This is a genomic window from Arenimonas malthae CC-JY-1, from assembly GCF_000747075.1.
Classification (GTDB): domain Bacteria; phylum Pseudomonadota; class Gammaproteobacteria; order Xanthomonadales; family Xanthomonadaceae; genus Arenimonas; species Arenimonas malthae.
Genome location: NZ_AVCH01000187.1, coordinates 1 through 21,710 on the forward strand (window position 1 = coordinate 1; position 21,710 = coordinate 21,710).

Consider the following 21,710-nt stretch of genomic DNA (forward strand, 5'->3'; position numbering starts at 1 on the left):
CCGGCCGCGTCCGCGCAGGCGCCGCGCCCGCGTGCCGAAGCCCTGGCCGAAAGTGCGCGGGCGCTGGGCCTGACCGTGCGCGAAGCCCGGAACGACGCCGACGGCCAGGCGCGCCTCACCCTGGGCCCGTCCGCGCCGGACCTGCTCTTCGCCTGGATCGAACAGCAGCGCCTCGCCGGCGCCGGCCCGCGCGGCGTGTCGCTGTCGGCGGGCGACGCCGGCGTAGAGGCCGAACTGCGCTTCTGATCAGGTGTAGGCGCCCAGCCGAAGCCACTTGGTGGCCACCCACTTCTCGCCCTCGATCACCGGCGCGCCGCCGTGCAGGGTGCCGGTCATGGGGTGCGGCCGGTCGTAGCTGAAGAACACCGCGTTGCCCTTCACCGGCGCCACGTCGAACTTCGCCTCGGGGAAGGTGGTCTCGCCGCCGCGCGCCGGCGTGTTGAGGTACATCACCACCGTCGCCACGCGCTGGCCGCCGCGCTGCAGGATGCCGCGCGTGCCGGGTTTCGCCGGATCGAAATAGTCGAAGTGCGGCTTGTATTCGGCGCCGGGGCCGTAGCGCAGCACCTGCAGGCCCTCGCCGTTTTCCACCGGCCACTGGCACAGCGCCGCCAGCCGCGCCTCGATGCGTCGGCACAGCTCGTTTTCCCCCCGCAGGAAGAACATGCCTTCGCTGGTGCGGCCTTCGTGCACCTGGCTCACGCCCTCCTCGAGCAGGAAGGTCTCGCTGCGCGCCAGGCGCTGGCGGGCCAGCGCCACGAGTTCGTCGCACTCCTCGTCCGAAAGCACGCTGCCCAGCACCACCACGCGCGGATGCAGCAGGCTCGCGAGCACCGGCACCCGGCGGTCGCCGCCATCGAGCAGGTGCGGGCCGCCGCGTTCCATGGGCTCGGGCACCGCGGTGGGTTCGGGCAGGCCGTGTTCGCGCGCGTGCTCCACGAGGTAGCCGTGCAGCACCTCCTGCACCGCGTCCACCGCCTGCTCTTCCTGCCAGCCCCGGGCCAGCATGGCCTGCACCACGGTGGCGGGCGGCTGGCCCTGGCGGGCCTGGTCGATGATCCACTGGCGCAGGGCCGGCGGGATGTCGGGAGCGGGCATGGCGGGGCCTCGGAAGGGTTCCGGGCCAGTCTGGAAAGCGCAGATGACAGCCCGGAGACAGCCCGGCGACGGCGCCGCAACAAAGATGAGGGCGCGGTGTTGGTTTCATGACGGCCAGATGGCCGCCGGCTTCGCGACAAGGCGTTGCAGCCCATGAATCCTTTCGCGGCAATGACTTGGCGGGGCGGCGCCTGACACCTAACCGCAACCTGAACGACACCCGGGGGACACGAAACTGACTTTTTGTCATTTCCCCGTCACAGACCCTTCCTAGATTGCGCCCATCCGGCGGACGTCCCCGCCCGGAGCCGCCCAACCGACAAGGCCCGTGCCATGAATCTTTCACGCAAGCTCCTGACCGTTGCCCTGCTGGGCGCGCTCTCCACCCCGGCCTTCGCCGAGATCACCTTCGACGTGATCGGCGGCTCGGAGGTTTCCCTCGAAGGCCTGATGCAGGCCGACGCCAACTGGTTCGACAACGACGTGGCCGACCTCAACGGCAACGGCATCAACGGCGACGACAGCGAGTTCGAGATGCGCCGCGCCGAGATCGTGGTCAAGGGCAAGGGCCCGGGCATGTTCAACTGGGTCGTGGGCTACGACGCCAAGGCCGACAAGTACCTCGACAACAACATCCAGTACCGCTTCAGCGGCGTCACCAGCCTGACCGCCGGCCAGTACAAGCAGCCCAACAGCCTCGAAGAGCTGTCGAGCACCAAGAACAACGACTTCATCTCCAAGGCCATGGTGACCAACACCTTCGGCGTGGCCCGCCGCCTCGGCGTGCAGCTGGCCACCGCCGGCGACACCTGGACCCTGACCGGCAGCGTGTTCGGCCGCGAGCTCACCCGCAACCTGGCCCACGGCAGCGGCTACGGCGGCCGCTTCACCTGGGCGCCGGTGAACGAGACCGGCAAGCTCGTGCACCTGGGCCTGTCGGCCGTGGACTACGACACCGACGCCGACGCCATCCGCCTGCGCACCCGCCCGCAGGCCGACCTGGCCACCGTTCGCCTGGTGGACACCGGCAACCTGGTCGCCAGCGACCGCCAGCGCACCCTGGGCCTGGAAGGCATCTGGGTCGAGGGCCCGGTGAAGGTGCAGGCCGAGTACATGCAGTCCACCGTGGACCGCTATGCCGCCGCCGGCGACTTCTCCGGCGACAGCTGGTACGTCTCGGGCCTGTGGAACGTCACCGGCGAGACCTGGGGCTACAAGAACGGCGTCATCACCACCGCCATCCCGGACGCCCCGGCCAGCGGCATGTGGCAGCTGGGCCTGCGCTACGACACCATCGACCTCGACGACGGCAGCGTGCTGGGCGGCCAGATGGACTCCTGGACCGCCGGCGTGAACTGGTACTGGCGCTCGAACTTCAAGTTCGCCCTGAACTACGTGGCGGTCGATTCCCAGCGCCGCGGCATCAGCGACGACCCGAACATCGTCGAGGCCCGCGCCTCCTTCTTCTGGTGAACCTGAACGCGGGGCCGGCCCCGGCGGGCCCCGCGTGACCATGTAACCCCGCTGTCACATTCGTCATAAATCATTGACATCAGGGGCAAGGGACCGCCCTTCCCCCTCCCCGAATCCCAAGGAGTCGACCGTGTTTAGCTCCCTCAAGAACAAGTCCCGCATCGCCGTGCTGGCGGTGGCCGCCGTCCTCGGCACCCAGGCCCAGGCCGCCGACATCACCGGCGCCGGCGCCACCTTCGTGTTCCCGACCATGTCCAAGTGGTCGGCCGACTACAACGCCGAAACCGGCCACCGCATCAACTACCAGTCCATCGGCTCGGGCGGCGGCATCGCCCAGATGAAGGCCAACACCGTGGACTTCGGTTCGTCCGACGCCCCGCTGAAGCCGGAAGACCTGGCCGCCTCGAACCTGGTGCAGTTCCCGTCCGTGATGGGCGGCATCGTGCCGGCCTACAACATCCCGGGCATCGCCGCCAACCAGCTCAAGCTCGACGGCAAGACCCTGGCCGACATCTACCTGGGCAAGATCAAGGCCTGGAACGACCCGGCCATCGCCGCCCTGAACCCGGGCCTGGCCCTGCCGAACCAGCGCATCACCGTCGTGCACCGCTCGGACGGCTCCGGCACCACCTTCAACTTCGTGAACTACCTGTCCAAGGTGTCGCCGGAGTGGCAGTCCAAGGTTGGCGAAGGCACCTCGGTGCGCTGGCCGACCGGCGTGGGCGGCAAGGGCAACGAGGGCGTGACCGCCTACGTGAAGCAGATCAAGGGCGCCATCGGCTACATCGAGCTGTCCTACGCGCTGACCAACAAGGTGCCGTACGCCTCGATGAAGAACGCCGCGGGCAACTACGTGCAGGCCAGCAACGCCTCGATCCAGGCCGCCGCGGCCAGCGCCGAGTGGGCCACTTCGAAGGACTTCTACCTGGTCGTCACCAACGCCCCGGGCAAGGACTCCTGGCCGATCGCCGCCACCAACTTCATCCTGATGTCCAAGCAGCCCAAGAACGCCGAGGGCAACAAGCAGGCCCGCGAGTTCTTCGCCTGGGTCTACGAGAAGGGCGACGCCTCCGCCACCCAGCTCGGCTACGTGCCGCTGCCGGACGAGCTGGTCGCGCAGATCAAGGCTTACTGGGCCGCGAACTTCAAGTAAGGTAAGCGCCGAGCCGCACCGGCCCGCGCGCCCCCCGAGGGCGCGCGGGCTTCTTCACTAGACAGGCCCCAGTAAAAGAGCGCCGCGAATGCAAACCGCTTCCGCCCCGCCCGCCCCCGAACGATCGCACCGCCTGGATGCGTTCGGCGACTGGGCCTTCCGCAACCTGGTCACCCTGGCCGGCTGGTTCGTCCTGATCGCGCTGGGCCTGGCGGCCCTGTCGATGTTCTGGGGCGGCCGCGAGGCCTTCGAAGAGTTCGGCCTGGGCTTCCTCACTTCCACGGAATGGAACCCGGTCACCGAGGAATACGGCGCCCTGGTGGCCATCTACGGCACCGTGGTGAGCACCATCATCGCCATGATCATCGCCGTGCCGGTGAGCTTCGGCATCGCGCTGTTCCTCACCGAGGTCGCCCCGGCCTGGATCCGCCAGCCGCTGGGCATGGCCATCGAGCTGCTGGCGGGCATCCCGTCCATAATCTACGGCATGTGGGGCCTGTTCGTGCTGGCGCCCTTCCTGGCCGACAACGTCTATCCCTGGGTCGACGAGAAGCTGGGCACCCTGCCCTTCGTCGGCCAGCTGTTCGCCGGCCCGCCGCTGGGCATCGGCATGCTGACCGCCGGCATCGTGCTGGCGATCATGGTCATCCCCTTCATTTCCTCGGTCATGCGCGACGTGTTCATGACCGTGCCCAACCGCCTGAAGGAATCGGCCTACGCGCTCGGCTCCACCACCACCGAGGTGGTGTGGGACATCGTGCTGCCCTACACCCGTTCGGCGGTGATCGGCGGCATCTTCCTGGGCATGGGCCGCGCCCTGGGCGAAACCATGGCCGTGACCTTCGTGCTGGGCAACTCGCACCAGATCAACGCCTCGCTGCTGATGCCGGGCAACTCGATCGCCGCGTCCATCGCCAACGAATTCGCCGAGGCGACCACGCCGATGTACCAGTCGGCGCTGCTGGCGCTGGGCTTCGTGCTGTTCATCGTCACCTTCGTGGTGCTGGCCATCGCCAAGCTCATGCTGATGCGCCTGGCCAAGCGGGAGGGCAACTGATGGCCTCCATCGCCGACCGCCTGTATTTCCGCCGCCGGCTGGTGAACGCGGCGTCGCTGGTGCTTTCCGGCGCCGCCACCCTGTTCGGCCTGTTCTGGCTGGTGTGGATCCTCTGGGTCACGATCAGCAAGGGCGTGGACGCGATGAGCCTGTCGCTGTTCACCGAGATGACCCCGCCGCCGGGCCAGGACACCGGTGGCCTGAAGAACGCCATCGTCGGCTCGCTGATGCTCAGCACGCTCGCGATCTGCCTGGGCGCGCCCGTGGGCATCGCCGCCGGCACCTTCCTGGCCGAATACGCGCGGTCGCGCAAGATCGGCGAGGTGATCCGCTTCGTCAACGACATCCTGCTCTCGGCGCCGTCGATCGTGCTGGGCCTGTTCGTTTACACCCTGGTGGTGCGGCCGACCGGTTCGTTCTCCGGCTACGCGGGCTCGGTGGCCATGGCCTTCATCGTGCTGCCGGTGGTGGTGCGCACCACCGACGAGATGCTGCGCCTGGTGCCCAGCCAGATGCGCGAGGCGGCCCTGTCGCTGGGCATCCCGCAGTGGAAGGTGACCACGCAGATCCTCTACCGCGCGGCGCTTCCCGGCATCCTCACCGGCGTGCTGCTGGCGCTGGCGCGCATCAGCGGCGAGACCGCGCCGCTGCTGTTCACCGCCTTCAACAACCAGTACTGGAACACCGACATGTCCGGCGCCATGCCGAACCTGCCGGTCACCATCTTCCAGTTCGCCATGAGCCCCTTCGAGTACTGGAACCAGCTGGCCTGGGCCGGCGCCTTCCTGATCACCCTGTTCGTGCTGGCCGTCAGCCTGGTCGCACGCACCCTCCTGCTGCGCAAGAAGACCCACCATGACTGACGCCCCGATCACCTTCGCCACCGCCGTCCCGCAGGCCGCCGCCGGCGCGGCCGAGCCGTCGCGGGTCAAGCTCGCCGCGCGCAACCTGGCCTTCCACTACGGCGACTTCACCGCGCTCAGGGACATCAGCTTCGACGTGCCCGAGAACAAGGTGACCGCGCTGATCGGTCCCTCGGGCTGCGGCAAGTCCACCCTGCTGCGCATCTTCAACCGCATCTACTCGATCTACCCGGGCCAGCGCGCCACCGGCGAGGTGCTGCTCGACGGCGAGAACGTGCTCGACCCGAAGTACCCGCTCAACCGCCTGCGCTCGAAGATCGGCATGGTGTTCCAGAAGCCGGTGCCGTTCCCGATGTCGATCTTCGACAACATCGCCTACGGCATCGGCCACTACGAGAAGCTGTCGAAGGCCGACATGGCCGACCGCGTCGAGGAGGCCCTGCGCCAGGCGGCGCTGTGGGACGAGGTCAAGGACAAGCTCAAGCAGAGCGCCCTGGGCCTGTCCGGCGGCCAGCAGCAGCGCCTGTGCATCGCCCGCGCGGTGGCCCTGAAGCCGCAGGTGATCCTGTTCGACGAACCCACTTCGGCGCTCGACCCGATCGCCACCGGCAAGATCGAGCAGCTCTTCGCCGAGCTCAAGCAACAGTTCACGATCCTGATCGTGACCCACAACATGCAGCAGGCGGCCCGCTGCTCCGACTTCACCGCCTTCATGTACCTGGGCGAACTGATCGAGCACGGCCCGACCACCACCATCTTCACCAAGCCGACCAAGCAGCAGACCGAAGACTACATCACCGGCCGCTTCGGCTGAGCACGAGGACATCGCGATGAGCCCGACCCACGACCACATCGTCAAGAGCTACGACAGCGAGCTCAAGCGCCTCGACGGCGAAATCCAGCGCATGGGCCAGATCGCCGTGGCCCAGCTCGACGCCGCCATCGACGTGCTCCAGCGCCGCGACAGCCAGGCCGCCATGCGCGTGGTCGCCAACGACGACGCCATCGACGCGCTCGAGCATGAAGTCAGCCATGACGTGCTGCGCCTGCTGGCCCTGCGCCAGCCAATGGCGCGCGACCTGCGCGAGGTCTACGCGGCCCTGCGCATCTCGGCCGACATCGAGCGCATCGGCGACTACGCCGCCAACGTGGCCAAGCGCAGCATGGTGCTCAACCAGTCGGCGCCGGTCTCGGCCGCCCGCGGCCTGCCGGCCCTGGCCAAGCTGGCCAACGGCCTGGTGGCCGAGGCGCTCGAGGCCTACCGCCTGCGCGACGCCGACAAGGCCATGGCCGTGCGCAGCCGCGACGTGGAGCTGGACGCCGAATACACCGGCCTGTTCCGCGAACTGCTGACCTACATGGCCGAGGACCCCCGCCAGATCACGGCCTGCACCCACCTGCTGTTCGCGGCCAAGAACATCGAGCGCATCGGCGACCACGCCACCAACATCGCCGAAAACACCTGGTTCCTGGTCCACGGCGAGCCGCCGGCGGACGAGCGCCAGAAGGCCGACCTGACCAGCCAGTAGGGGCTTCACGCCCCCACCCCCGGGGGCTTCGGGTAGAATGGGGGGGCTCGATGCGTGGTGCGGGAGAGGCTGGCGTAAGCCAGCGCCGAAGGCGTAACGCCCGTAATCGCTCAGGACCCGGAACCGCATCACGCGAGCGACTCTGGAGAGACCGGAACCAGCCGGCGCCGAAGGGGCATGGGCAACACGCCCAAAACTCTCAGGCAAAAGGACAGAGGGGCGCCCCGTGCGGCTTGCACGGTCCCTTCCCATGTCCGGATCCGCCATGAATCGCGACAGCCTGCGCCAGCTCGAGCACCACGACGCCTTCCTCGAACGCCACATCGGCCCCAACGACGCCGAAATCGCGCACATGCTGCGCGTGGTCGGCCACGACTCGCTCGACGCCCTGACCGACGCCATCGTGCCGGCCAGCATCAAGTCGGCCGCCCCGCTGGCCCTGCCCGCCCCGGTCACCGAGGTCGAGGCCATCGCCAAGATCCGCGACATCGCCGGCAAGAACCAGGTCTTCCGCAGCTTCATCGGCCAGGGCTACTACGGTACCCACACGCCGAACGTCATCCTGCGCAACATCCTGGAGAACCCGGCCTGGTACACGGCCTACACGCCCTACCAGGCGGAGATCTCCCAGGGCCGCATGGAAGCGCTGATCAACTTCCAGACCCTGTGCGCCGACCTCACCGGCATGGAGATCGCCAACGCCTCCCTGCTCGACGAGGGCACCGCGGCGGCCGAGGCCATGACCCTGGCCAAGCGCTCGGCCAAGTCCAGGTCCAACACCTTCCTGGTGGCCGGCGACACCCACCCGCAGACCATCGAAGTGCTGCGCACCCGCGCCGAGCCGCTGGGCATCGCCCTGGACATCGTGCGCTCCACCGACGCCTTCCACGCCGCGCTCGCCAAGGGCGACTACTTCGGCGTGCTGGTGCAGTACCCGGCCTCCAGCGGCTGGATCGAGGACTGGAGCCGCGACGCCGAGGTCATCCACTCGCACAACGCCCTGTTCGTGGTCGCCACCGACCTGCTGGCCCTGACCCTGCTCAAGCCGCCGGGCGAGATGGGCGCCGACATCGTGGTCGGCAATACCCAGCGCTTCGGCGTGCCCTTCGGCTTCGGCGGCCCGCACGCGGCCTTCATGGCCTGCAAGGACGCCTTCAAGCGCTCGATGCCGGGCCGCCTGATCGGCGTCTCCATCGACGCCGAGGGCAAGCCGGCCTACCGCCTCACCCTGCAGACCCGCGAGCAGCACATCCGACGCGAGAAGGCCACGTCCAACATCTGCACCGCGCAGGTGCTGCTGGCGGTGATGGCCTCGATGTACGCCGTCTACCACGGCCCCGAGGGCCTGGCGCGCATCGCCCGTCGCGTCACCCGCCTGACCGCCATCCTGGCCGCCGGCCTGCGCGAACTGGGCCACTCGGTGGTGCATGCCACCGCCTTCGACACCCTGTGCATCGACGCGGGCCAGGCCGGCGAACGCATCCTGGCGCGCGCCCGGGCGCACCGCGCCAACCTGCGCGTGCGCGGCGACGGTTCGCTCTGCATCTCGCTCGACGAAACCACCACCCGCGAGGACGTCGCCCTGCTGTGGCGCATCTTCGCGCCGTCCGACGAGGCCGCGCTGCCGTCCGTGGACGCGCTCGACGCCACCGCGCCGGAACTCATCCCGGACTCGCTGCGCCGCACCTCGAAGTACCTGCAGCACCCGGTGTTCAACACCCACCACAGCGAGCACGAGCTGCTTCGCTACATGCGTTCGCTCGCCGACAAGGACCTGGCGATGGATCGCACCATGATCCCGCTGGGCAGCTGCACCATGAAGCTCAACGCCACCGCCGAGATGATCCCGGTGACCTGGCCCGAGTTCGCCAACATCCACCCGCTGGCGCCGCCGGAACAGGCCGCCGGCTACCGCGAGCTGATCGAGTCGCTCGAGGCCATGCTGGTCGAGTGCACCGGCTACGACGCCGTCAGCCTGCAGCCGAACTCCGGCGCCCAGGGTGAATACGCCGGCCTGCTGGCCATCCGCGCCTACCACCGCAGCCGCGGCGAGGCGCACCGCGACATCTGCCTGATCCCGGATTCGGCGCACGGCACCAACCCGGCCTCGGCGCAGATGTGCGGCATGACCGTGGTGGTCACCAAGACCGACGCCAACGGCAACGTCGACGTCGAGGACATCCGCCGCAACGCCGAGAAGTACTCCGACCGCCTCGCCGCGCTGATGGTCACCTACCCGTCCACGCACGGCGTGTTCGAGGAGGACATCGTCGAGATCTGCGACATCGTGCATGCGCACGGCGGCCAGGTGTACACCGACGGCGCCAACATGAACGCGCTGGTCGGCGTGGCCAAGCCCGGCAAGTGGGGCTCGGACGTCAGCCACCTGAACCTGCACAAGACCTTCTGCATCCCGCACGGCGGCGGCGGCCCCGGCGTGGGCCCCTGCGCGGTCAAGTCGCACCTGGCGCCGTTCCTGCCCAAGGCCTTCGGCGGCGAGGGCGACGTGGGCATGGTGTCGGCGGCCACCTTCGGCTCGGCCTCGATCCTGCCGATCAGCTGGATGTACGTCGTGATGATGGGCGCCGAAGGCCTGCGCCGCGCCACCCAGGTGGCCCTGCTCAACGCCAACTACATCGCGAAGCGGCTGGCGCCGCACTACAAGACGCTCTATACCGGCCGCAACGGCCTGGTGGCGCACGAGTGCATCCTCGACCTGCGCCCGCTCAAGGACGCCACCGGCGTCGGCGCCGAGGACGTGGCCAAGCGCCTGATCGACTTCGGCTTCCACGCCCCCACGCTCAGCTTCCCGGTCTCGGGCACGCTGATGGTGGAGCCGACGGAAAGCGAATCGCAGCACGAGCTGGATCGTTTCATTGACGCCATGATCCAGATCCGCGACGAGATCCGCGCCATCGAGGAAGGCAAGCTCGATCGCGAGGACAACCCGCTCAAGAACGCCCCGCACACCGCCACCAAGGTGTCGGCCAGCGAATGGACCCACGCCTACCCGCGCGAGCTGGCGGCGTTCCCGCTCGCCAGCCTGCGCCAGGCCAAGTACTGGCCGCCGGTGGCGCGCGTGGACAACGTCTACGGCGACAAGAACGTGATGTGCGCCTGCATCCCGGTGGATGCCTACAAGGAAGCCGCGGACGCCTGAACCACCTTCCGCCGGGGCCCCAGGGGCCCCGGCGGACTTCCACGGAGGAGCGATGATGGCCACGTCCCCGAAACCGAAGCTCAGCTTCCTGGTCCAGGCGCGCCGCGTCGACGCGCATGGCTCCACCGCCGACTGCAAGGACGCGCGGCTGGTGCTCGACACCGACCTGGCCGGCCGCCGCGACGCCTTCAACCCGGCCGAGCTGCTGCTGGCCGCGCTGTCGGCCTGCATGATCAAGGGCATCGAGCGGGTGGTGCCGATCCTGCGCTTCGAACTGCGCGGGGTGGAAGTGCGGGTGGAGGGCGTGCGCCAGGACGTGCCGCCGAAACTTGAGTCGATCCGCTACGAGATCGTCGTGGACACCGACGAGTCCGACCACCGCCTGGCCCTGCTGCACGAGAACGTGCGCAAGTACGGCACCGTCTTCAACACCGTCGCGCCCGGCACCGACCTGGCCGGCGAACTGCGCCGCAAGGCCTGAGTCGCGGGCGGGTCGTGGCTGTCTTGGAAGCGTCACACGCTTCCACTATTCTGGAAACATGGACACGACCGCCGCCCTCGCCGCCCTCTCGGCCCTGGCCCAGCCGCACCGGCTGGCCATCTACCGATGGTTGCTTGAGCGCGGCCCGGAAGGCGCCTTCGCCGGGGAAATCGCCGACCAGCTCGGCCTGCCCGCCACCACCCAGTCCTTCCACCTCAAGGCGCTGCAGCAGGCCGGCCTGATCCGGCCGGAGCCCCAGGGCCGGCACATCCGCTACCGCGCCGAGGTCGACACCGTGCGCGGCCTGGTGGCCTACCTCACCGACACCTGCTGCGGCGGCGACCCGGCCCGGTGCCTGCCGCCGGCCCCCGGCCCGTCCAAACAAGCCTGCTGCTGACCCTCTCCTCCACGGATCCCCGACAGACATGAGCCTCAAGATCGGCATCAACGGTTTCGGCCGCATCGGCCGCCTGGCGCTGCGCGCCGCCTTCGGCGCGAACGACGTGCGGTTCGTGCACGTCAACGACCCGGCCGGCGACGCGACCACCCTCGCCCACCTGCTGAATTTCGATTCCGTGCACGGGCGCTGGGCGCACGAGGCCACGCACGACGGCGACGCCATGCTCATCGACGGCCAGCGCATCCCGGTGACGCGCAACAAGGCCATCGCCGACACCGACTGGTCGGGCTGCGACGTGGTCATCGAAGCCAGCGGCAAGATGAAGACCACCGCCGCGCTGCAGGCCTACCTCGACCAGGGCGTGAAGCGCGTCGTCGTCACCGCGCCGGTGAAGGAAGCCGGCGTGCTGAACGTGGTGATGGGCGTCAACGACCACCTGTTCGACCCGGCCGCGCACCGCATCGTCACTGCCGCCAGCTGCACCACCAACTGCCTGGCGCCGATCGTGAAGGTCATCCACGAAGGCCTGGGCATCCGCCATGGTTCCATCACCACGGTGCACGACCTCACCAACACGCAGTCCATCCTTGACCAACCGCACAAGGACCTGCGCCGCGCCCGCGCCTGCGGCATGAGCCTGATCCCCACCACCACCGGCTCGGCCACCGCCATCACCGAGATCTTCCCCGAGCTCAAGGGCCGCCTGAACGGCCACGCCGTGCGCGTGCCGCTGGCCAACGCCTCGCTCACCGACGCGGTGTTCGAGGTGAAGCGCGAGACCACCGTCGAGGAAGTGAACGCCCTGCTCAAGGCGGCGGCCGACGGCCCGCTCAAGGGCATCCTGGGCTTCGAGACGCGGCCGCTGGTGTCGATCGACTACCGCACCGACCCGCGCAGCGCCATCGTCGACGGGCCCTTCACGATGGTCGTCGCCGGCACCCAGGTGAAGGTGTTCGCCTGGTACGACAACGAATGGGGCTACGCCAACCGCACCGTCGAACTGGCGCGCAAGGTCGGCCGCGCGTGAACAGCGCGGTCCGCCAGTACCTGCTGGTCACCGGCAACTACTGGGCCTTCACCCTCACCGACGGCGCGCTGCGCATGCTGGTGGTGCTGCATTTCCACCAGCTGGGCTACACGCCGCTGCAGGTGGCGATGCTGTTCCTGTTCTACGAAATCTTCGGCGTGGTCACCAACCTCGTCGGCGGCTGGCTGGGCGCGCGCCTGGGCCTGAACCGCACGATGAACCTGGGCCTGGTGCTGCAGGTGGGCGCCCTGGCCATGCTGGCGGTGCCGGCGGCCCTGCTCACCGTGCCCTGGGTCATGGCGGCGCAGGCGCTGAGCGGCATCGCCAAGGACCTGAACAAGATGAGCGCCAAGGGCAGCCTCAAGCTGCTGGTGCCCGCAGGCGAACAGGCGCGCCTGTACCGCTGGGTCGCGCTGCTGACCGGCTCGAAGAACGCACTCAAGGGCCTCGGGTTTTTCCTGGGCGCGCTGCTGCTGGCCGGGCTGGGTTTCGACGGCGCGGTGCTGGCCATGGCCGGCGCGCTGGCGCTGGTGTGGTTGGGCAGCCTGGCGTGGCTGAAGGCCGACCTGGGCAAGGCCAAGGCCAAGCCGAAGTTCCGCGACCTGCTGTCCAAGAGCGCCGCGATCAACCGGTTGTCGGCGGCGCGCCTGTTCCTGTTCGGCGCGCGCGACGTGTGGTTCGTGGTGGCGCTGCCAGTGTTCCTGGCCGACCAGCTTGGCTGGGGCCACGCCGGCATCGGCGCCTTCCTGGCGCTGTGGATCATCGGCTACGGCGCGGTGCAGGCGCTGGCGCCGGCCATCACCGGCCTGCGCAGCGGCCCGGTGCCGGACGGCCGCGCGGCCTTCGGCTGGGCGCTGCCGCTGGCGGCGCTGACGGCCGGCCTGGCGGCGGCGCTGTGGGCCGGCTGGCCGGCACAGGCGGTGCTGGTGGCGGGGCTGCTGGCCTTCGGCGTGCTGTTCGCGCTCAACTCGGCCCTGCACAGCTACCTGATCGTCAGCTATGCGCGGGAGGACGGCGTGTCGCTGGACGTGGGCTTCTATTACATGGCCAACGCCGGCGGCCGGCTGCTGGGCACGGTGCTGTCGGGCGCGATCTACCAGGCCTGGGGGCTGCCGGCCTGCCTGGCGGTGTCGGCGGCGTTCGTGGCGCTGGCTGCGCTGGTGTCCCTGGCCCTGCCCCGGCACGCGGCGGCCTGAGCCTGGCGGGGCGATTTTCCTGAACCGGGAATAAATCCGGCACTCCGACGGCGAATCCAACGGCCCCTTCGGGGACACTTAGGGGACATGACGGCAAGGCCATTCCCGGCCATGCTCGACCCCGTGGAGTCGACCATCCCCATGTCGCAAGCGCTGGACTGGACCCAGGACCTCGAGGCGGCCCGCGCCGGCGACCGCCCGGCGCTCGAGCGCGTGCTCGGCCGTTCGCGCCAGGACCTGCGCCGCTACGCCGAGCACCACTGCGTGGTGAACGACGTCGAGGACGCGGTGCAGGAATCGCTGTTCACCGCCTCGCGCCGGCTGGCCGACCTGCGCCAGCTCGAATCCTTCGCCTCCTGGCTGTTCCGCATCGTCAAGCGCGAGTGCAACCGCCTCAAGCGCGCGTGGCGCGGGCTGCGCCATGAGCCGGTCACCGAGGACATCGCGGCGCCCTGCACGACCGAACACCGCGGCCTCGCCCGCGACCTGGCCGCGGCGATGCAATCGCTGCCGGCGCACTACCGCGAGATCGTGCTGCTGCGCGACCTCGAGGGCCTGACCATCGGCGAACTCGCCGGCCGGCTGGGCATCACCCGCGAAGCCGCCAAGGCCCGCTTGCACCGGGCGCGTGCGCTGGCCCGCGAATACCTTCACGATTGACCCGCGGGGCGACCCGCACCATTGAAGCAAACCTAGGGAGCAACCCAGATGTCCAAGAAAACCCTGAAACCCGTCGTCCTGGCCGCCGGCGCCGTCATGCTCGGCTCGATGGCCCTGGCCAATTCCGCCTTCGCGATGACCGGCCTGGCCCAGGGTTACCTGGTGGCCGCCAGCGACCACAAGGGCGAAGAAGGCAAGTGCGGCGAAGGCAAGTGCGGCAGCGCTGGCGCCGCCGGTGAAGCCACCGGCGACAAGGCCGAAGAGGGCAAGTGCGGCGAAGGCAAGTGCGGCGCCGAAGGCAAGGCCGAAGAGGGCAAGTGCGGCGCCGAGGGCAAGGCCGAGGAAGGCAAGTGCGGCGAAGGCAAGTGTGGCGAAGGCAAGTGCGGCAGCGAAGGCGCGGCCGAGGGCGAGGACAAGGCCGGCCACGAAGGCAAGTGCGGCGAAGGCAAGTGCGGCGGCAACGGCTGAGCACGCGATGACGGCCACGCGCCAACTGTCGCCGATGGCCGCCGGCCTCGGCCTGCGGCGGGCCCTGCTGGGTCCGCTGCAGGCCGCTGCGCCGGGCGACTTCGACTTCCTCGAATGCGCGCCCGACAACTGGATCGGCGTCGGCGGCCGTTACGGCGCCGCGCTGCGCGAGCTGTCCTCGCGGCACCCGCTGGTGTGCCACGGGCTGTCGCTGTCGCTGGGCGCGGTCGAACCCTTCGACGACACCTACCTGCTGAAACTGCGCCGTTTCCTGGACGAACACCGGGTCCCGGTGTTCAGCGAACACCTGAGCTACTGCAGCGACGACGGCCAGCTCTACGACCTGATGCCCATTCCCTTCACCGAGGAAGCCGTGCACCACGTCGCCGGCCGCATCCGCCAGGTGCAGGACGCGCTGGGCCGCCGCATCGCGGTGGAGAACATTTCCTACTACGCCGCGCCGTACCAGTCCATGGCGGAAATCGATTTCGTCAACGCGGTGCTGGCCGAGGCCGACTGCGACCTGCTGCTGGACGTGAACAACGTCTTCGTCAACGCCATCAACCACCGTTACGACCCGCATGATTTCCTGCGCCGCCTGCCGGGCGGGCGCATCGCCTATTTCCACATCGCCGGCCACTACGACGAGGCCGACGACCTGAAGGTGGACACCCACGGCGCGCCGGTGAAACCCGGCGTGTTCGCCCTGCTCGACCAGGCCAGCACGCTGTTCGGCCCGCGCCCCGCGTTGCTGGAGCGCGACTTCAACTTCCCGCCCTACGCCGAGCTGGTGGCGGAAGTGGCCCAGGTGCGCGCCGTGCTGGCGCGGCACGCGCCGGCGGAGGCCCGCCATGCCCGCGCCTGAGCGCCTGCGCGCCCAGCAGTTCACGCTGGCCGCGCACCTGCGCGACCCGGCCGGCGCCCCGCCTCCGCCGGGCATCGAGGAGCGGCGGCTGAAGGTCTACCGCGACCTGTTCTACAACAGCGTGCAGTCGCTGCTGGCAGGCAACTTCCCGGTCATCCGCAAGATCCTCGGCGCCGAACCCTGGCATGCGCTGGTGCGCGACTTCTACCGCGACTACCGCTGCTCCACGCCGCTGTTCCCGGAGCTGCCGCGCGAATTCATCCAGTACCTGCAGGAGCGCGCCGAAGCCGGCCTCGGCGACGCGCCCTGGCTGGTGGAACTGGCGCACTACGAATGGGTGGAGCTGGCGCTGGACCTGAGCGAAGCCAGCACCCACGACGAGCCGCACGACCCCGCCGGCGACCTGCTGGACGGCGTGCCGGTGCCCTCGCCCCTGGCCTGGCCGCTGGCCTACGCCTGGCCGGTGCACCGCCTCTCGCCGGAGCACCAGCCCACCGAGCCGCCGGCCTTGCCCACGCTGCTGCTGGTGCAGCGCGACGCCGCATACAAGGTGCGCTTCAACGAACTCAGCCCGCTCACGTTCCGCCTGCTGCAACGCCTGTCGGAATTCCCGGACACCACCGGCCGCGAACAGCTGCACGCGCTCGCCGCCGAAGCCGGCGCCACCGACCTTCCCGGTTTCATCGCCCAGGGCCAGGCCATGCTCGCGCAGCTGCGCGACAGCGGCGTGCTGCTGGGTTCACGCCCCACCTGAGGAGAACACCATGGTTTCGACACTGATCGGGCGCTGCCAGGCGCTCGGCGAGCGGCTGGATGTTGCCGGCGTCTGGCTGGCGCCGCTGGGCCTGCGCCTGCTGCTGGCCTGGGAATTCTGGGAAGCCGGCCTGGCCAAGCTGCAGGGCGAGAACTGGTTCGGCGCCATCGCGCACAAGTTTCCTGCACCCCTGCACCTGCTGCCCGCGGACCTGAACTGGACGCTGGCCACCTGGGCCGAACTCATCGGCGCGGTGGCGCTGCTGCTGGGCCTGGGCACGCGATTCTTCGCCTTCGTGCTGATGGGCGTGACCGTGGTGGCCATCGCGTCGGTGCACTGGCCGGCCGACTGGGACACGCTGTCGGAACTGGCGCGCGGCTATGCCGTCACCGACCGCGGCTTCGGCAACTTCAAGCTGCCACTGCTGTTCCTGGCCATGCTGCTGCCGCTGGCCCTGCGTGGCCCCGGCCGCCTGAGCCTGGACGCGCTGCTGGCCCGCTGAGGCGGGGTGGTATCCTGCGTGGCATGGAAAACGCCCCCCTGCCGCGCATGGCCGAACGATTCCGCGGCTTCCTGCCCGTGGTGGTCGACGTGGAGACCGGCGGTTTCGACTGCACCCGCCATGCCCTGCTCGAGATCGCCGCGGTACCCATCGAACTCGACGGCGACGGTTATTACGTGCCCGGCGAAACGGTCAGCAGCCACGTCGAACCCTACCCGGGCAGCGAAATCGACCCGCGTTCGCTGGAAGTCACCGGCATCCGCCTCGACAGCCTGCTGCGCGGCGCCCTGCCCGAGCGCGAGGCGCTGGACCACGTGTTCGCCAAGGTGCGGGCCGCGGTGAAGCGCAACGGCTGCCAGCGCGCCATCCTGGTGGGCCACAACGCCCACTTCGACCTCGGTTTCCTGAACGCTGCGGTGACGCGGGTGGGACACAAACGCAACCCGTTCCACCCCTTCAGCACCTTCGATACCGTTACGCTAGCGGGCATGGCCTATGGCCAGACCGTGCTCAGCCGCGCGGTGCAGGCGGCCGGACTGCCATGGGATGGCGACCAGGCGCACTCGGCGGTGTACGACACCGAGCGCACGGCGCAGCTGTTCTGCGCGGTGCTCAACCGCTGGCGCCAGTTTTCGGAAAGCGACCTCGCCGCCGCGCACCAGGACTGAGCGTTCGTTCCCCCACCCCCCGGGAGTACGCGATGATCCACAACAGCATCCTCGGCACCGTCGGCGACACGCCGATCGTCCGCATCAACCGCCTGGCGCCGGAAGGCGTCACGATGTACGCCAAGCTCGAGTACTTCAACCCGATGTCCTCGGTGAAGGACCGGCTGGCCACGGCCATCATCCTCGACGCCGAGGCCTCGGGCACGCTCAAGCCCGGGCAGATGGTGGTCGAGGCCACGTCGGGCAACACCGGCGTGGCGCTGGCCATGGTGTGCGCGGCGCGCGGTTACCCGTTCGTGGCCTTCATGACCGAGACCTTCTCGGTGGAGCGCCGCAAGCTGATGCGCGCGCTGGGCGCGAAAGTCATCCTGACGCCGGCGGCCGAGCGTGGCAGCGGCATGGTGAAGCGCGCGCGCGAATTCGCGGAAAAACACGGCGCCTTCCTGGCCCGGCAGTTCGAGAACCCGGCCAACCCGGCCTGGCACCGCGCCACCACCGGCCCGGAGATCCTGCGCGATTTCGCCGGCAAGCGGCTGGACTGGTTCGTCACCGGCTACGGCACGGGTGGCACGATGACCGGCGCGGGCGAAGTGCTGAAGCTCGCGCGCCCCGACCTGAAGATCGCCGCCACCGAACCCGAGGGCGCGGCGCTGCTGTCGGGCAAGGACTGGCAGCCGCACAAGATCCAGGGCTGGACGCCGGACTTCATCCCGGCGGTGCTCAACCGCGGCATCTACGACCTGATCGTGCCGGTGGGCGACGTGCTGTCGCGCGACACGGCGCGGGCGCTGGCCATGCAGGAAGGCATCTTCTGCGGCATCTCCGGCGGCGGCACCTTCGCCGCGGCGCTGGAAGTGGCGAAGACGCTGGAGCCCGGCAGCGTGGTGCTGGCCATGATCCCCGACACCGGCGAACGCTACCTCAGCACCTTCCTCTTCGAAGGCATCAACGAAGGCTCGGACGACGAGTGGCTCGCCTCGCTGGGTTGAGGCTGCTGGTCCGCGCTGTCAGGAGGAACCGCCGCCATCGCGCGGCCGCCGGAAGCGCGCGGCGCGGGCCTTCAGGCCGCGCCAGAGGCCGTAGAGGCTGATGGCGATCCAGGCCAGCTGCATGATGGTGGTCGAGATGACGTCGCGGAAATCCGGCCCCGGCCCGAAGATGGACACCAGGATGAAGACGGCGCCGAACAGGTTCGCCAGCTGGTAGCCCAGTGCGTCGCCCTGCAGCTTGCCCGCCTGCAGCAGGAAAAACGACACCAGCACGAAACCCACGCCGGCCAGGCCGACGAAGTCGTACCACTGCAGGCTCACGGCTTGGCCCCGCGCTGGCGCACCGCCTCGAACAGCGCCACGCCGGTGGCCACCGAGACGTTGAGGCTTTCCATATCGCCCGGCATCGGGATCTTCACCAGCCCGTCGCAGTGCTCGCGGGTGAGTCGGCGCATGCCCTCGCCTTCGCCGCCCATCACCAGCGCGATGTTGCCGGTGAGGTCGATGGCGTGGATGGGCGTCGTGGCTTCGCCTTCGAGGCCGTAGATCCACACGCCCATTTCCTGCAGCGCGCGCAGCGTGCGCGCCAGGTTGGTGACGCTGACCACCGGGATGCGGTCGGCCGCGCCCGCCGACGTCTTGCGCACGGTGGCGTTGATCGGCGCCGCCTTGTCCTTGGGAATCACCACGGCCGTGACGCCCGCCGCCGCCGCGGTGCGCAGGCAGGCGCCGAGGTTGTGCGGGTCCTGCACGCCGTCGAGCACCAGCACCAGGGCCTTGCCGCCGGCCTCTTCCACCAGGCGCGGCAGCTCCTTCTCGTCGGTGGGCTTGGCCGCCTCGTAGCGCGCGATCGCGCCCTGGTGGCGCAAGCCGCCGGCGATGCCTTCCAGCGACTGCAGCGGGATGCGCCGCACCGGCACGTCGCGCCGGCGGGCGGTTTCCTCGATCTCGGTGATGCGCGGGTTCTTGGCGCCGGCCTCGAGCAGCACTTCACGCACGTGCTCGAGGTCGTGTTCCAGCGCCGAGGCCACCGCGTTGATGCCGGCGACCCAGTTGTCCTTCTTGCTGCTCATGCGTTCGGTTCCCTCGCCGGGCTCACTCGGCCCAGGCCTTCTTCTTTTTCTTCGGCGCGCCTTCCGGCACCACCAGCCTGAAATCAATGCGCTTGTCCTCGACGCTGGCCTTGAGCACCAGCACCCGCACCGGGTCGCCGAGGCGGAACTTCAGGCCGGTGCGTTCGCCGGCCAGGCTGCGCCGCAGCGGGTCGAAATGGTAGTAGTCGTGCGGCAGCTGGGTCACGTGCACCAGGCCGTTGACCTTGGAACCGGCCAGCTCGACGAACAGGCCGAAGTTGGTGACGCCGCTGACCACGCCGTCGAACTCGTCGCCGACGTGTTTTTCCATCCAGGCGCTGCGGTAGCGCTCGTCCACCTCGCGCTCCACCTCGTCGGCGCGGCGCTCCATCTCGGAGCAGTGCAGCGACAGGGCCGACATTTCCTTGGCCGAGTAGCGGTAGCCGTCCGGGTCGCCGTGCAGCAGCGCGTGCTTGATCGAGCGGTGCAGCAGCAGGTCGGGGTAGCGGCGGATGGGCGAGGTGAAGTGGGCGTAGGCCTCCAGCGCCAGGCCGAAGTGGCCCAGGTTGTCGGTCTGGTACACGGCCAGGCTCTGCGAGCGCAGCAGCACGGTTTCCAGCAGCGGCGCGTCCGGGCGCACGCGGATCTTGCGCAGCAGCTGGGTGAAGTCGCGCGGCTGCACCCGGCCCCAGGGCGGCAGGCTCAGGCCGAACTCGGACAGGTACTCCAGCAGGTCGGCGTACTTGGCCTCGGGCGGGCGCGGGTGCACGCGGAATGGCGCCGGCACCTGCTTGGAGGTGACGAACTTCGCCGCCTCCACGTTGGCGGCGATCATGCATTCCTCGATCAGCTTGTGCGCGTCGTTGCGCTCGAGCATGCCGGCCTGCACCACCTCGCCCTTGTTGTCGAGCACGAAGCGCACTTCGCCCGACTCGAACTCGATGGCGCCGCGGCGGTTGCGCGCCTTGGCCAGCACCTTGTACAGCTGGTGCAGGCGCTGCACCTGCGGCATCAGCGAACCGACCTGGGCCACGGCCTCCTGGCCGGCGTCGGTGTCGGCCTCGCCCACGGCCTTCCAGACCTGGGTGTAGGTCAGGCGCGCGTGCGAGCGCATCACCGCCTCGTAGAACTTCGAGCGGATGACGTTGCCGTCGAAATCCACCTGCATGTCGCAGGCGAAGCACATGCGCTCGACCTTGGGCATCAGCGAGCAGATGCCGTTCGACAGCGTCTCGGGCAGCATGGGCACCACGAAGCCGGGGAAGTACACCGACGTGGCGCGCTTGATCGCCTCGTCGTCCAGCGCCGTGCCGGGACGCACGTAGTGCGAAACGTCGGCGATGGCCACGATGAGGCGGAAGCCCTCGGCGTTCGGCTCGCACCAGACGGCGTCGTCGAAGTCCTTGGCGTCCTCGCCGTCGATGGTGACCAGGGGCACCTTGCGCAGGTCGACGCGGTCGCGGGTTTCGTCCGCGGGGACTTCCACCGGCACCAGCGCGGCCTCGGCCAGCGCCTCGCGCGGGAATTCATGCGGCAGGTCGTGGCCGTGGATGGCTGCCTGCACCACCAGCGAGGGCGTCAGGCGGTCGCCCAGCACCAGCAGGATGCGGCCGATCGGCGGGCGGCCCTTTTCCGGCGGAGCGGTCACCTCGACCACCACCAGCTGGCCTTCCAGCGCACCATTGCGGTCTTCGGGCGGAATGAGCACTTCGGTCAGGATGCGGCGGTCGTCGGGCACCACCATGCCGATGCGCGCGCGTTCGCCATAGCGGCCGGTGAGGCGCGTCAGGCGGTGCTCGAGCACCTCGACGATGGCACCCTCGCGGCGGCCGCGGCGGTCGACGCCGGTGATGGACGCCAGCACGCGGTCGCCATGCAGCGCCTTGCGCAGTTCGCCCGGCGGCAGGAACAGGTCTTCGCCGCCGTCGTCGCACTTGAGGAAGCCGAAGCCGTCGGGGTTGGCGATGACCGTGCCGGCGACCAGGTCGAGCTTGCGCGCCACGGCGTAGCCGCCGCGGCGGTTCATCAGCAGCTGGCCGTCGCGCAGCATGGCCGCCAGCCGGCGCGACAGCGCGTCGAAACGGTCGGGCGCGGTGAGGCCAAGCTCGCGGGAAATCTCCTCGGCCGTCAGCGGGCCGGGGCTGTCGCCGAGCAGGTCGGCGATGGCCTCGCGGCTGGCGATGGGGTTGTCGTACTTGGCGGCTTCGCGCGCGGCCATCGGGTCGGCGCGGAACGGAACCGGGGCGCCGCGGCGCGGTTTGCCGGCGGGCGCCGGGGCGGCGGCCTGGGCGGCG

23 protein-coding genes and 1 riboswitch are annotated in these 21,710 nt (G+C 69.5%); of the genes, 19 read left to right on the top strand and 4 right to left on the bottom strand.

What is annotated here, in order from left to right; all coding sequences use genetic code 11:
• Positions 1-246, top strand: a 246-nt coding sequence (locus tag N790_RS16485; protein ID WP_043804502.1) for a hypothetical protein, incomplete at its 5' end; no start/stop codon positions are given.
• Here N790_RS16485 and N790_RS12095 read toward each other — a convergent pair.
• Positions 247-1,098 (bottom strand): 2OG-Fe(II) oxygenase, encoded by an 852-nt coding sequence (locus tag N790_RS12095; protein ID WP_043804503.1) that lies wholly within the window; start codon positions 1,096-1,098, stop codon positions 247-249.
• A gap of 333 nt (positions 1,099-1,431) precedes the next feature.
• On the opposite strand from N790_RS12095, the gene N790_RS12100 reads away from it, so the two are divergent.
• From N790_RS12100 to cysK, 18 genes are all read left to right on the top strand, one after another.
• A complete protein-coding gene (locus N790_RS12100) occupies positions 1,432-2,571 on the top strand; it encodes an OprO/OprP family phosphate-selective porin (protein WP_043804505.1) in 1,140 nt (379 codons plus the stop codon).
• A 160-nt stretch (positions 2,572-2,731) separates the two neighbouring features.
• Complete coding sequence (pstS, locus tag N790_RS12105; RefSeq protein WP_425388037.1) at positions 2,732-3,724, top strand: phosphate ABC transporter substrate-binding protein PstS; 993 nt, start codon at positions 2,732-2,734, stop codon at positions 3,722-3,724.
• An 88-nt stretch (positions 3,725-3,812) separates the two neighbouring features.
• Complete coding sequence (gene pstC, locus N790_RS12110; protein WP_084062894.1) at positions 3,813-4,781, top strand: phosphate ABC transporter permease subunit PstC; 969 nt, start codon at positions 3,813-3,815, stop codon at positions 4,779-4,781.
• Entirely contained in the window at positions 4,781-5,644 is an 864-nt protein-coding gene (gene pstA / locus N790_RS12115; protein ID WP_043804509.1) for a phosphate ABC transporter permease PstA, read from the top strand. Before pstC ends, pstA begins: the two co-directional genes overlap by 1 nt.
• The gene (gene pstB, locus N790_RS12120) at positions 5,637-6,458 is read left to right on the top strand and encodes a phosphate ABC transporter ATP-binding protein PstB (protein ID WP_043804510.1); all 822 of its coding nucleotides are present in this window, start codon (positions 5,637-5,639) and stop codon (positions 6,456-6,458) included. The genes pstA and pstB overlap by 8 nt, the downstream gene beginning before the upstream one ends.
• Before the next feature lie 16 nt (positions 6,459-6,474).
• Positions 6,475-7,173, top strand: a complete 699-nt coding sequence (gene phoU, locus N790_RS12125) for a phosphate signaling complex protein PhoU (protein WP_043804512.1) — start codon at positions 6,475-6,477, stop codon at positions 7,171-7,173.
• A 132-nt stretch (positions 7,174-7,305) separates the two neighbouring features.
• Positions 7,306-7,398: riboswitch (glycine riboswitch) on the top strand.
• Between the two features lie 40 nt (positions 7,399-7,438).
• Positions 7,439-10,333: an aminomethyl-transferring glycine dehydrogenase gene (gene gcvP / locus N790_RS12130; protein WP_425388036.1), complete on the top strand. Its 2,895-nt coding sequence runs from the start codon at positions 7,439-7,441 to the stop codon at positions 10,331-10,333.
• A 55-nt stretch (positions 10,334-10,388) separates the two neighbouring features.
• The gene (locus tag N790_RS12135) at positions 10,389-10,814 is read left to right on the top strand and encodes an OsmC family protein (protein WP_084062895.1); all 426 of its coding nucleotides are present in this window, start codon (positions 10,389-10,391) and stop codon (positions 10,812-10,814) included.
• 58 nt (positions 10,815-10,872) lie between these two features.
• Complete coding sequence (locus tag N790_RS12140) at positions 10,873-11,211, top strand: ArsR/SmtB family transcription factor (protein ID WP_043804516.1); 339 nt, start codon at positions 10,873-10,875, stop codon at positions 11,209-11,211.
• Positions 11,212-11,239: 28 nt separating this feature from the next.
• Complete coding sequence (locus N790_RS12145; protein WP_043804517.1) at positions 11,240-12,241, top strand: ArsJ-associated glyceraldehyde-3-phosphate dehydrogenase; 1,002 nt, start codon at positions 11,240-11,242, stop codon at positions 12,239-12,241.
• The gene (gene arsJ, locus N790_RS12150; protein WP_043804519.1) at positions 12,238-13,437 is read left to right on the top strand and encodes an organoarsenical effux MFS transporter ArsJ; all 1,200 of its coding nucleotides are present in this window, start codon (positions 12,238-12,240) and stop codon (positions 13,435-13,437) included. The genes N790_RS12145 and arsJ overlap by 4 nt, the downstream gene beginning before the upstream one ends.
• A gap of 87 nt (positions 13,438-13,524) precedes the next feature.
• Positions 13,525-14,097: an RNA polymerase sigma factor gene (locus N790_RS12155; protein WP_245593787.1), complete on the top strand. Its 573-nt coding sequence runs from the start codon at positions 13,525-13,527 to the stop codon at positions 14,095-14,097.
• A gap of 48 nt (positions 14,098-14,145) precedes the next feature.
• Positions 14,146-14,565 (top strand): HvfA family oxazolone/thioamide-modified RiPP metallophore, encoded by a 420-nt coding sequence (locus N790_RS12160; RefSeq protein WP_043804521.1) that lies wholly within the window; start codon positions 14,146-14,148, stop codon positions 14,563-14,565.
• 7 nt (positions 14,566-14,572) lie between these two features.
• Positions 14,573-15,430: an HvfB family MNIO-type RiPP peptide maturase gene (locus tag N790_RS12165; RefSeq protein WP_043804522.1), complete on the top strand. Its 858-nt coding sequence runs from the start codon at positions 14,573-14,575 to the stop codon at positions 15,428-15,430.
• Positions 15,417-16,184: an HvfC family RiPP maturation protein gene (locus N790_RS12170; protein ID WP_043804524.1), complete on the top strand. Its 768-nt coding sequence runs from the start codon at positions 15,417-15,419 to the stop codon at positions 16,182-16,184. Before N790_RS12165 ends, N790_RS12170 begins: the two co-directional genes overlap by 14 nt.
• A 10-nt stretch (positions 16,185-16,194) precedes the next feature.
• A complete protein-coding gene (locus tag N790_RS12175) occupies positions 16,195-16,686 on the top strand; it encodes an HvfX family Cu-binding RiPP maturation protein (protein WP_043804525.1) in 492 nt (163 codons plus the stop codon).
• Between the two features lie 23 nt (positions 16,687-16,709).
• Positions 16,710-17,354, top strand: coding sequence for a ribonuclease T (gene rnt / locus N790_RS12180; protein ID WP_052385914.1), 645 nt, complete (start codon positions 16,710-16,712; stop codon positions 17,352-17,354).
• Positions 17,355-17,386: 32 nt separating this feature from the next.
• Positions 17,387-18,343: a cysteine synthase A gene (cysK, locus tag N790_RS12185; protein ID WP_043804528.1), complete on the top strand. Its 957-nt coding sequence runs from the start codon at positions 17,387-17,389 to the stop codon at positions 18,341-18,343.
• Positions 18,344-18,361: 18 nt separating this feature from the next.
• Here cysK and N790_RS12190 read toward each other — a convergent pair whose 3' ends face one another.
• The 3 genes from N790_RS12190 to rnr all read right to left on the bottom strand — a co-directional run.
• Complete coding sequence (locus tag N790_RS12190; RefSeq protein ID WP_043804529.1) at positions 18,362-18,664, bottom strand: CBU_0592 family membrane protein; 303 nt, start codon at positions 18,662-18,664, stop codon at positions 18,362-18,364.
• Entirely contained in the window at positions 18,661-19,416 is a 756-nt protein-coding gene (gene rlmB, locus N790_RS12195) for a 23S rRNA (guanosine(2251)-2'-O)-methyltransferase RlmB (RefSeq protein WP_043804531.1), read from the bottom strand. Before rlmB ends, N790_RS12190 begins: the two co-directional genes overlap by 4 nt.
• Before the next feature lie 22 nt (positions 19,417-19,438).
• The coding region (rnr, locus tag N790_RS12200) for a ribonuclease R (protein ID WP_052385915.1) at positions 19,439-21,710 on the bottom strand (2,272 nt) is incomplete at its 5' end.

Excerpts from the sequence above, each read along its gene's own strand:
- N790_RS12095 (WP_043804503.1), bottom strand. The coding sequence starts at position 1,098 with ATGCCCGCTCCCGACATCCCGCCGGCCCTGCGCCAGTGGATCATCGAC.
- N790_RS12100 (WP_043804505.1), top strand. The coding sequence starts at position 1,432 with ATGAATCTTTCACGCAAGCTCCTGACCGTTGCCCTGCTGGGCGCGCTC.
- pstC (WP_084062894.1), top strand. The coding sequence starts at position 3,813 with ATGCAAACCGCTTCCGCCCCGCCCGCCCCCGAACGATCGCACCGCCTG.
- pstA (WP_043804509.1), top strand. The coding sequence starts at position 4,781 with ATGGCCTCCATCGCCGACCGCCTGTATTTCCGCCGCCGGCTGGTGAAC.
- pstB (WP_043804510.1), top strand. The coding sequence starts at position 5,637 with ATGACTGACGCCCCGATCACCTTCGCCACCGCCGTCCCGCAGGCCGCC.
- phoU (WP_043804512.1), top strand. The coding sequence starts at position 6,475 with ATGAGCCCGACCCACGACCACATCGTCAAGAGCTACGACAGCGAGCTC.
- gcvP (WP_425388036.1), top strand. The coding sequence starts at position 7,439 with ATGAATCGCGACAGCCTGCGCCAGCTCGAGCACCACGACGCCTTCCTC.
- N790_RS12135 (WP_084062895.1), top strand. The coding sequence starts at position 10,389 with ATGGCCACGTCCCCGAAACCGAAGCTCAGCTTCCTGGTCCAGGCGCGC.
- N790_RS12140 (WP_043804516.1), top strand. The coding sequence starts at position 10,873 with ATGGACACGACCGCCGCCCTCGCCGCCCTCTCGGCCCTGGCCCAGCCG.
- N790_RS12145 (WP_043804517.1), top strand. The coding sequence starts at position 11,240 with ATGAGCCTCAAGATCGGCATCAACGGTTTCGGCCGCATCGGCCGCCTG.
- N790_RS12155 (WP_245593787.1), top strand. The coding sequence starts at position 13,525 with ATGACGGCAAGGCCATTCCCGGCCATGCTCGACCCCGTGGAGTCGACC.
- N790_RS12160 (WP_043804521.1), top strand. The coding sequence starts at position 14,146 with ATGTCCAAGAAAACCCTGAAACCCGTCGTCCTGGCCGCCGGCGCCGTC.
- N790_RS12165 (WP_043804522.1), top strand. The coding sequence starts at position 14,573 with ATGACGGCCACGCGCCAACTGTCGCCGATGGCCGCCGGCCTCGGCCTG.
- N790_RS12170 (WP_043804524.1), top strand. The coding sequence starts at position 15,417 with ATGCCCGCGCCTGAGCGCCTGCGCGCCCAGCAGTTCACGCTGGCCGCG.
- N790_RS12175 (WP_043804525.1), top strand. The coding sequence starts at position 16,195 with ATGGTTTCGACACTGATCGGGCGCTGCCAGGCGCTCGGCGAGCGGCTG.
- rnt (WP_052385914.1), top strand. The coding sequence starts at position 16,710 with ATGGAAAACGCCCCCCTGCCGCGCATGGCCGAACGATTCCGCGGCTTC.
- cysK (WP_043804528.1), top strand. The coding sequence starts at position 17,387 with ATGATCCACAACAGCATCCTCGGCACCGTCGGCGACACGCCGATCGTC.
- rlmB (WP_043804531.1), bottom strand. The coding sequence starts at position 19,416 with ATGAGCAGCAAGAAGGACAACTGGGTCGCCGGCATCAACGCGGTGGCC.